The organism is Bradyrhizobium sp. 14AA, from assembly GCF_054185205.1.
On record NZ_JAVAYM010000224.1, the window covers coordinates 1 to 217 of the forward strand.

Below are 217 nucleotides of genomic sequence, written 5' to 3' on the forward strand. Positions count from 1 at the left end.
GGTGACCGTATCGCTCATCACTTCTTTCGTGCTTACCAAACTTGAACCGGCTTACTCCTCTTGAAGGCGACTTGAGACGGTGAGGTGCATTCAAGCCTTGACATAGGTGTCGGTACGGAAGCCCTCACCCGTGGTCATGACCGCCCAGCAGATCCTTGCCAGCTTGTTGGCGAGAGCCACGGCGACCAGCCGCTCGGGCTTCCTGGCTCGCAGCGCG

Annotated in this window: 1 pseudogene; it reads right to left on the reverse strand. The window is 59.4% G+C overall.

The annotated features are described in order from the left end of the window. Positions 1–90: 90 nt before the first annotated feature. Positions 91–217, reverse strand: a pseudogene (locus RAD15_RS44100) (IS110 family transposase); the annotation flags it as partial.